This is a genomic window from Verrucomicrobiota bacterium, from assembly GCA_037139415.1.
GTDB lineage: Bacteria > Verrucomicrobiota > Verrucomicrobiia > Limisphaerales > Fontisphaeraceae > JBAXGN01.
On sequence record JBAXGN010000284.1, the window covers coordinates 1 to 6,912 of the forward strand.

Consider the following 6,912-nt stretch of genomic DNA (forward strand, 5'->3'; position numbering starts at 1 on the left):
GCCGGACAATCATGACGCTTGTGATCAAATTCATCGCAGGGAACATATAAGGGTGAGGCAATTTCCCATGGGCCTCAAACTCGACACATGCATTTCATTTGCCAAAACCATGGTCTTCGGTGTAGGGTTGGCTCATTATTGGTATCCGGATAAACAAAATAGAAAACTAACGTGTAAAGCGGAGCGGTTTGAAGTCAACCCTTCGCGACGATAACTGGACATGATTGGACAGCTTACATCTGGCGAAGAGGAGCAGTTGCGGCAAACCATCGAGATGTTCGAGGTGATTACGGAGTCGCAGCCGCAGGATGTGCAATCCCTTGAAATCCTCAAGGAAGCCTACGTCAAGCTGAGCAAGGAGGCGGAGGCAACCCGCACCTCCAAGCGCATTGCCCAGGCGTACATGCAGTTGGGCCAATTATCCTCGGCCATTCTAGAATATGAGACCATCCTGCAATCGCATCCGGAAGATCCGGATGTCCAAAAGGCATTGCAGGACATTGAAAACAAGGCCACCAGCCTGAACATGCGACCGGGGGAAATGGAGTTACCCAAACCCCCGCCCCCACCCACCCAGAAACCCGGTGAACCCAGAGGTTCCACCCCCACCATTCTTGATGACGGACGGCAATCCATGTACAAGATTTTCGTGGATTCCAAATTCATCTCGGCGGGCGATTTCGATCTATGCTGGGTAACCCCGCCATTACATGCCGCGCCCGGCAAAGTGATCGAACCCTTCCTCCAGGTGTTGAACGATAAAAACATCAAGACCCTGGATCTGTCCTTGAAACTGTTGTGTGAGCGCGCCCGGCTGGGTTACATGCCCATGGATCGCTACGACGTGGATGTGGAACTCGCACGCTCGTTCCCCCGGGACACCTGCCAGCGCTGGTGCGTACTGCCGTTCGATAAGATGAGCAAATCCGTCATGATCGCCACCGCCAATCCGTTCAATCAGCAGGCCGCCAAGGAAATTGCTGAGGCAACCAAAAACCGGGTCATCTGGTACCTGGCCTCGCCGGCGGATATGATTAAAACCCTGAAGAAGATTTTCCGGTAAACGCTTATGCCTCCTGTCAAATCATTTGGTGAACGCATTGCCGACGCCCTGATCGAAGACGGCGTCCTGACGGGCGAAACGTTGCAGGACCTGCTGCAAAAGCAGAAGACCGCCGGAAAAAAACTGGTGGACCTCATCATGGAGAAAGCTCTGGTCACGGAGCCTGACATGGTGCTGGCCATCGGACGCGTGCTGAATACTCCGCCCGTGAACCTGGCGCGGGTTGGTATCCATCCAGAAGTAGCCGAATTGGTACCCCAAGACATCGCCACCAACCATAAGGTGTTGCCCGTGTCACGGCTGGGCAACCGGTTGTTCCTGGCCATGGTGGACCCGCTGAACGTGTTGGCGCTGGATGACGTCAAGCGCATCACCAAGCTCGAAATTTCACCGATGATCGCCTCGGAAAAGGCGATTCTGGACAAGCTCAATAATCTGGAGTCATCGCGCGGTACCTCCTTGAGCCAGATCACCGAGGAAGTGTCCAAGGGCATGGACGCAGAAGTCGCGGAAGATGCCGACTCGCTCGAAGTAACCAAGGAAAGCACTGAACAACTCAATTTGGACGAGGCGGCCTCGGTGGCCGGGGAAGCCCCGGTCATCAAACTGGCCAACACCATCCTCGTACAGGCCATCCGCGACCGTGCCAGTGATATTCACATCGAGCCTTACGAAAAGACCGTCAAATTGCGGTACCGCACGGATGGCGCGCTGATGAACATGCCGGAGATTGACAAGCGCATGCAGGTGCCACTGGTCTCGCGCCTCAAGATCATGAGTAACCTCGACATCGCCGAACGCCGCCTGCCGCAGGACGGACGTATGCGCGTCAAGGTGGGCGGTCGCGATATTGACTTGCGCGTGTCGTTCCTCCCGGTGGTGTACGGTGAAAAATGCGTCATGCGCGTGCTCGATAAATCCAACTTGTCCGCCAGCATGGACAAACTGGGGTTGGACCCGGAGAGCTTCCGGCGTTTGAAAGCCGCCGTGGACTCCCCGCACGGGCTGATTCTGGTCACCGGCCCCACCGGCTCTGGTAAAACCACCACCCTGTATTCTTGTTTGAACGAACTGAACAGCCCCGAATACAACATCATCACGGTGGAAGACCCGGTGGAATTCCAAATCCCCGGCATCAACCAGGTGCCCGTGAAGAAGGAAATCGGGCTGACCTTCGCGGCGGCGCTTCGCTCCATCCTGCGCCAGGACCCGGACATCGTGATGATCGGGGAAATTCGCGACGAGGAGACGGCGGAAATTGCGGTGGAAGCCGCGTTGACCGGTCACCAGGTGTTGAGCACCATGCACTGCAATGACGCTCCCGGCGCCATCGCGCGCCTGGATGACATGGGCATTGCGCCATTCCTGATTTCCTCTGCCGTGTGCCTCTCCTGCGCGCAGCGCCTCATGCGCCGCATCTGCAACTCCTGCAAAGAGGAAGTGCAATACCCGCCGAAGATGTTCCAGGATTTGAATATCAACCCCAGCATGTTTGAGGGTGTCAAACTGCACCGTGGGCGCGGCTGTGAACGGTGCAAAAACAGCGGGTATGCGGGCCGTGCTGCCATTATCGAAATTATGACCATCACCGATGAAATTCGCAAAATGGTCATCAAGCGCGCCAGCGCGATGGAAATTGGTAAAGTGGCAGTAGAACAAGGCATGAAAACGTTGCGCATGGTCGCCCTGGACAAAGCGCGCGAAGGTATTACCACCCTCGAACAAACCCTGGTCGTTACCGCCGGCGCATAAACCAAGCGCGTCGTTCCATTATGTTAATCCGATGGAGTGTGCTGGTCGCTCTGCTGGGAGCGATCATGATCGGACGGTCACAGACAGTAACTCTCGGCATTGAAGCGGAGGATTTCCAATTCCCCGGCGATTGGCAGGCGTCGTACAACCCCAAAGGGCACTCCGGGTTGTCCGCGTTGGTATTCTCGCCGGGCGCAGGGAAGCTGCCCGCCGTGACGGCGCTCCAAATACCCAAGGCCGGAAAATATTGGCTCTGGGTGCGCGCGGTGGATTTTCCGGATCAAATGCCTGGCACGCGCCTGTTTGTGGTGTCGGTGGGCGGGCGCAAGACGTCCGACACATTTGGGCATTCCGGCAAACCCGGCTACACGTGGGAGCCGGGCGGGACCTTCGAGTTGCCCGCCAGCCCGGTGCTGCTGGGTCTTCATGAAATTGGCAAACCGTATGCGCGCTGTGACGCCGTCCTGTTGACGACGGATGGCTCCTTTACGCCGACGTTGCCGCTCGGTCGCGAGAAACATCCCCGCGTCAAACCGCTGCCGCTGGCATTGCCCACGGATGCAGACCCGCTGTTCGCTCCACCCATACAGATGGCCAATGCCGCGCCACTGGCCACCTTGGAAAATGAGCGGGTGCGCATTCAATTTCTATCGGGCCAGTTGCAAGGACGTTCGGCGGTGGTTTCGCGTTTCGCGGTGAAATCCGGGGCGGCCTGGCAATCGCTGGAGGCTACTGTTCCCGTGGATGAGACGTATGCGGTCGTGGCCGCCACCACCAGTGCATCACTGGAATTCAACGGGTTTTTCCCGGCGTGGAAGGGCGGGCCCAAGCGTTCTGTTACCGTGGTGGCCGGAGGCGTGAAAATGCAGACGGCGCAGTTTAATGGCGGCTCGGTATGGGATGCGGGGGAGTCGTTGCGGTTCACGCCCAAAACGGCGGAACTGCGGGATGGAGCGGTGCGCGTGACGTTTCATCCCTCACCGGCGGGCGAATTGCAGGCGGAGTGGCAGTTGCGCCCGGGGGAACGGACGGCGCGCATCAAACTCTCCTTCCGTCCAGCCAGGGATGGTCAATACGCGCTCGGGTATCACCCCGGGTTCCGCAAGCCGTTGGCCGAGGTGGAGGAACTGTGCCTGCCGATGATGTGGAATCGCAAACGCCTGCCTGCCCATCCGGTGACCTTGCTTGATCCGTTCACGCCCACGCCCGTTGCCTTGGCGCAGTCTGCCGGGCCAACCACGTGGGGTGTGTGCGAGGACCCATCGGAAATCCCGTTCGCGTGGCCGCAGCGCAGCCAGCCGAATTGCGGGTTGATGATCCGCGATCTGGCCGGGCAAGTGCAGCCCTCGATTTATGGGCCGATCCCAGGTACCACCAAAGCGAAGACCAAAGCCGGGAGTTCCGTGACGTTTAGTCTGCGGGCCTTCGCGGTGGCGGGGGATTGGTATGCCGGGTTCCGGCTGGCGGCGGATGAAGTGTTTGCCTGGCGCGATTATCGTTCAAACGTCGGCACCTCCCTCACCGAGGCTGCGTTGAATATGGTGGATTTGATTATGGACGACAACTACGGCGGCTGGTGGAAGCGCGCGCAAGGCCCGTATCAGATCGAGACGCTCAATGGTGTCACCCATTCCTCTCCCTTGACGTATCTCTCGCTCTATTGGCTTACCGGAGATCGCGAGCTGTATCAGCGCCGTGCCTTGCCTGCGATGGAGTTTGCCCTGTCGCGGACGCAGGCCCACTTTTCGCCCGAGCCCGATCACACCGGCGAATCGTATCCCGCCGGGGGAATGGATGGCCCCATGCGCATTTTCGGCACCACCACCTATGGCGGCTTCTGGGAAGCCACGCGCCGTCTGACGCCCGCGTTTCGCGATGCTGCTCTGCCTGCCGATGGCGGAGTTAAGATCACGCGCGGCTATTGTCATGGCGAGGAATTCGAGGAATGGCTGGCGCGTCACCTTTTAACTGGCGACGACGCTGCACTGCAAAAGGCCCGCGCACTCGCGGATGCGTATCTGGAAAAACACGTGCGCACGGCGTCCACTGTGGAGATCAGCCCGCAGCCGTTTTATAACATCAGCTTCGTGCCGGATTGGGAGGGACTGCTGCGCATGTACGAAGTTACCCGCGATCAAAAATATCTGGATGGCGCAGCATTCGGCGCGCGGCAATTGATGTTGAGTGTCTGGACCCAGCCGGCTATTCCCGCCGGGCAGACCACGATTCATCCCGGCGGGGAATTCACCGCCTCCAGCCCGGCGCATATCTGGTGGAAGGGCTCGGACCAATTCCGGCTTGGTTGGCCTCGGAAGAAGGGCGATGTGCCTGAGAAACAGGTGCCGGCTTGGATTCCTTCCAACGTGGGGCTGGGCTTCGAGCAACCCGTTACCTACAACCGCCACGACAGCGGCGGCGCCATCATCTATCAATCCGCCTGGGCACCGAACTTCCTGCGCCTGGCAGCCTACACCGGCGATGCAATATTTGAAACCTACGCCCGCAACACCACGCTTGGGCGTTGGGCAAATTATCCCGGCTACTACGTCGTCGGGCTGACCGATATGCCGCTCAATCCGCGCTACCCGTACACCGGGCCGGACCTTGGCTGCATTTACTATCACCACGTCGCGCCGCATCTGGCTTGGACCATTGATTACCTCGTCGCCGAGGCGGGCTTGAAATCCGGCGGACAAATTCAATTCCCGTCTCAGCGGCAGCACGGTTATGCCTGGTTCGATGCGCGCGTCTATGGCCACGCGCCGGGCACGGTGCTGGATGTCAAGGATGCCTGGCTCTGGTTCAAACGCGGCCTCATCACGCTGGATAATCCCGCATTCAATTACCTGACCGCCCATACCCGCGATCAATTCCTCGTGATTCTGATGAATGAAAATCGCAGTACGGAAAAGGCTTCCTTGAAGTTGAACGAGCAGGCCATTGGCCTCAACCCCTCCCTGAAGAATGTCTGCGCCGTGACCTTGTTTGAAGCAGGTAAGTCCGCGCCGTCAACGCCCGCGACCTTCGATGCCAAAACTGGCCGGTTTACGTTGGAAATTCCGGGACGTGCCTTGGCCGTATTGACCTTCAACGGCGCGCATCCGCAAGTGTCCGGGCATACGTTGACGGCGGTTGCGAATTCGTCTGCCGCCGCCCGCACCAGCCTGACGCTCAAGACCGAACTTGCCGTCGTGGAACTACGCGCAGCAGCCATCCAAGTGCGGCCTGAGGATTGGGATGCGTATGTCTGGCTGACCGCCTTCCCCAAACAGGTCCGGCGCGCCACGTTGCACTACCGTACCGGCGGCGATTGGAAACAGATGCAGGTCGCCGAATACCCCTTTGAATTCTCCATCCCCGTCGCCAACTCCGCCACCCCCTGCCAATTCCGGGTGGACATGGAAACCCCCGACGGCAAAAAAGTCACCACCCCGGAAGTGGTGCTGGAAGCAACTAAGTAGATAAGCGGACATCATCACATGAGTTTGAGTTGTTGTTCGATGTAGGTGAGGGTTTCCGGTCGGATGCCGGCGTTGGGATCGGGAAATACCGGGCGTTGCGCAACGGTAGCGTCGGGGATAGCGGCTTTGGCCAGGTATTTGACCCAGAGTTCAAAGTACTTGAGAAGCATCGTGGGTGAGGGGGAAGGTTGGAGGATGAAATCCAAGAGGCGGAGTTTAAGGTGATCGAGAAACAGGGCATTGAAGTCCTGCGGCAAGGGTTTGGCACGTAAAAGATTGAGGGCGGATTCGGCGCGATCACGGAGGGCGACCAGTTTGGTGATGCTGGATTGCGCGGTGCAGGCAGCGGTCCGGTGGAGAACACGGATGATGCGGCGGACGTTGCGGCGAATGGTGGAGCGGAGCATTTGGGGAAGTGACCAGTTATCAGTTATCAGAGTGACCTTCATATTTCAGCCCCTCAGACACCGATGGTGTCGGAAGAAGAAAGTTACTTGGAAGATGGGACGAATGGGACCGAAGGGAGCGATGAGCCAAGCAAAAGGCCAAGCATTGCAAATTGAAAATTGTAGAAATCATAATTTCAGAATTGTGATGTTTTTGGTGCGCCAAGCAAGTCCGGTGCATCTAACTGAA

5 protein-coding genes are annotated in these 6,912 nt (G+C 58.2%); 4 read left to right on the forward strand and 1 reads right to left on the reverse strand.

Annotated features, from left to right (window positions below; translation table 11 throughout):
* The 4 genes from WCO56_28165 to WCO56_28180 all read left to right on the forward strand — a co-directional run.
* Positions 1 to 214: hypothetical protein (locus WCO56_28165; GenBank protein ID MEI7733479.1), on the forward strand; the 214-nt coding region annotated here is incomplete at its 5' end.
* Positions 215 to 220: 6 nt separating this feature from the next.
* Entirely contained in the window at positions 221 to 1,063 is an 843-nt protein-coding gene (locus WCO56_28170; GenBank protein ID MEI7733480.1) for a hypothetical protein, read from the forward strand.
* Between the two features lie 6 nt (positions 1,064 to 1,069).
* Positions 1,070 to 2,815 (forward strand): ATPase, T2SS/T4P/T4SS family, encoded by a 1,746-nt coding sequence (locus WCO56_28175; GenBank protein ID MEI7733481.1) that lies wholly within the window; start codon positions 1,070 to 1,072, stop codon positions 2,813 to 2,815.
* A 20-nt stretch (positions 2,816 to 2,835) separates the two neighbouring features.
* Complete coding sequence (locus WCO56_28180; protein MEI7733482.1) at positions 2,836 to 6,276, forward strand: hypothetical protein; 3,441 nt, start codon at positions 2,836 to 2,838, stop codon at positions 6,274 to 6,276.
* Between the two features lie 14 nt (positions 6,277 to 6,290).
* Here WCO56_28180 and WCO56_28185 read toward each other — a convergent pair whose 3' ends face one another.
* Complete coding sequence (locus WCO56_28185) at positions 6,291 to 6,683, reverse strand: hypothetical protein (protein ID MEI7733483.1); 393 nt, start codon at positions 6,681 to 6,683, stop codon at positions 6,291 to 6,293.
* Positions 6,684 to 6,912: the final 229 nt, after the last annotated feature.

What these genes read in the sequence shown, in the direction of transcription:
- WCO56_28170 (MEI7733480.1), top strand. Translation starts at nt 221, where the DNA reads ATGATTGGACAGCTTACATCTGGCGAAGAGGAGCAGTTGCGGCAAACC.
- WCO56_28175 (MEI7733481.1), top strand. Translation starts at nt 1,070, where the DNA reads ATGCCTCCTGTCAAATCATTTGGTGAACGCATTGCCGACGCCCTGATC.
- WCO56_28185 (MEI7733483.1), bottom strand. Translation starts at nt 6,683, where the DNA reads ATGCTCCGCTCCACCATTCGCCGCAACGTCCGCCGCATCATCCGTGTT.
- WCO56_28180 (MEI7733482.1), top strand. Translation starts at nt 2,836, where the DNA reads ATGTTAATCCGATGGAGTGTGCTGGTCGCTCTGCTGGGAGCGATCATG.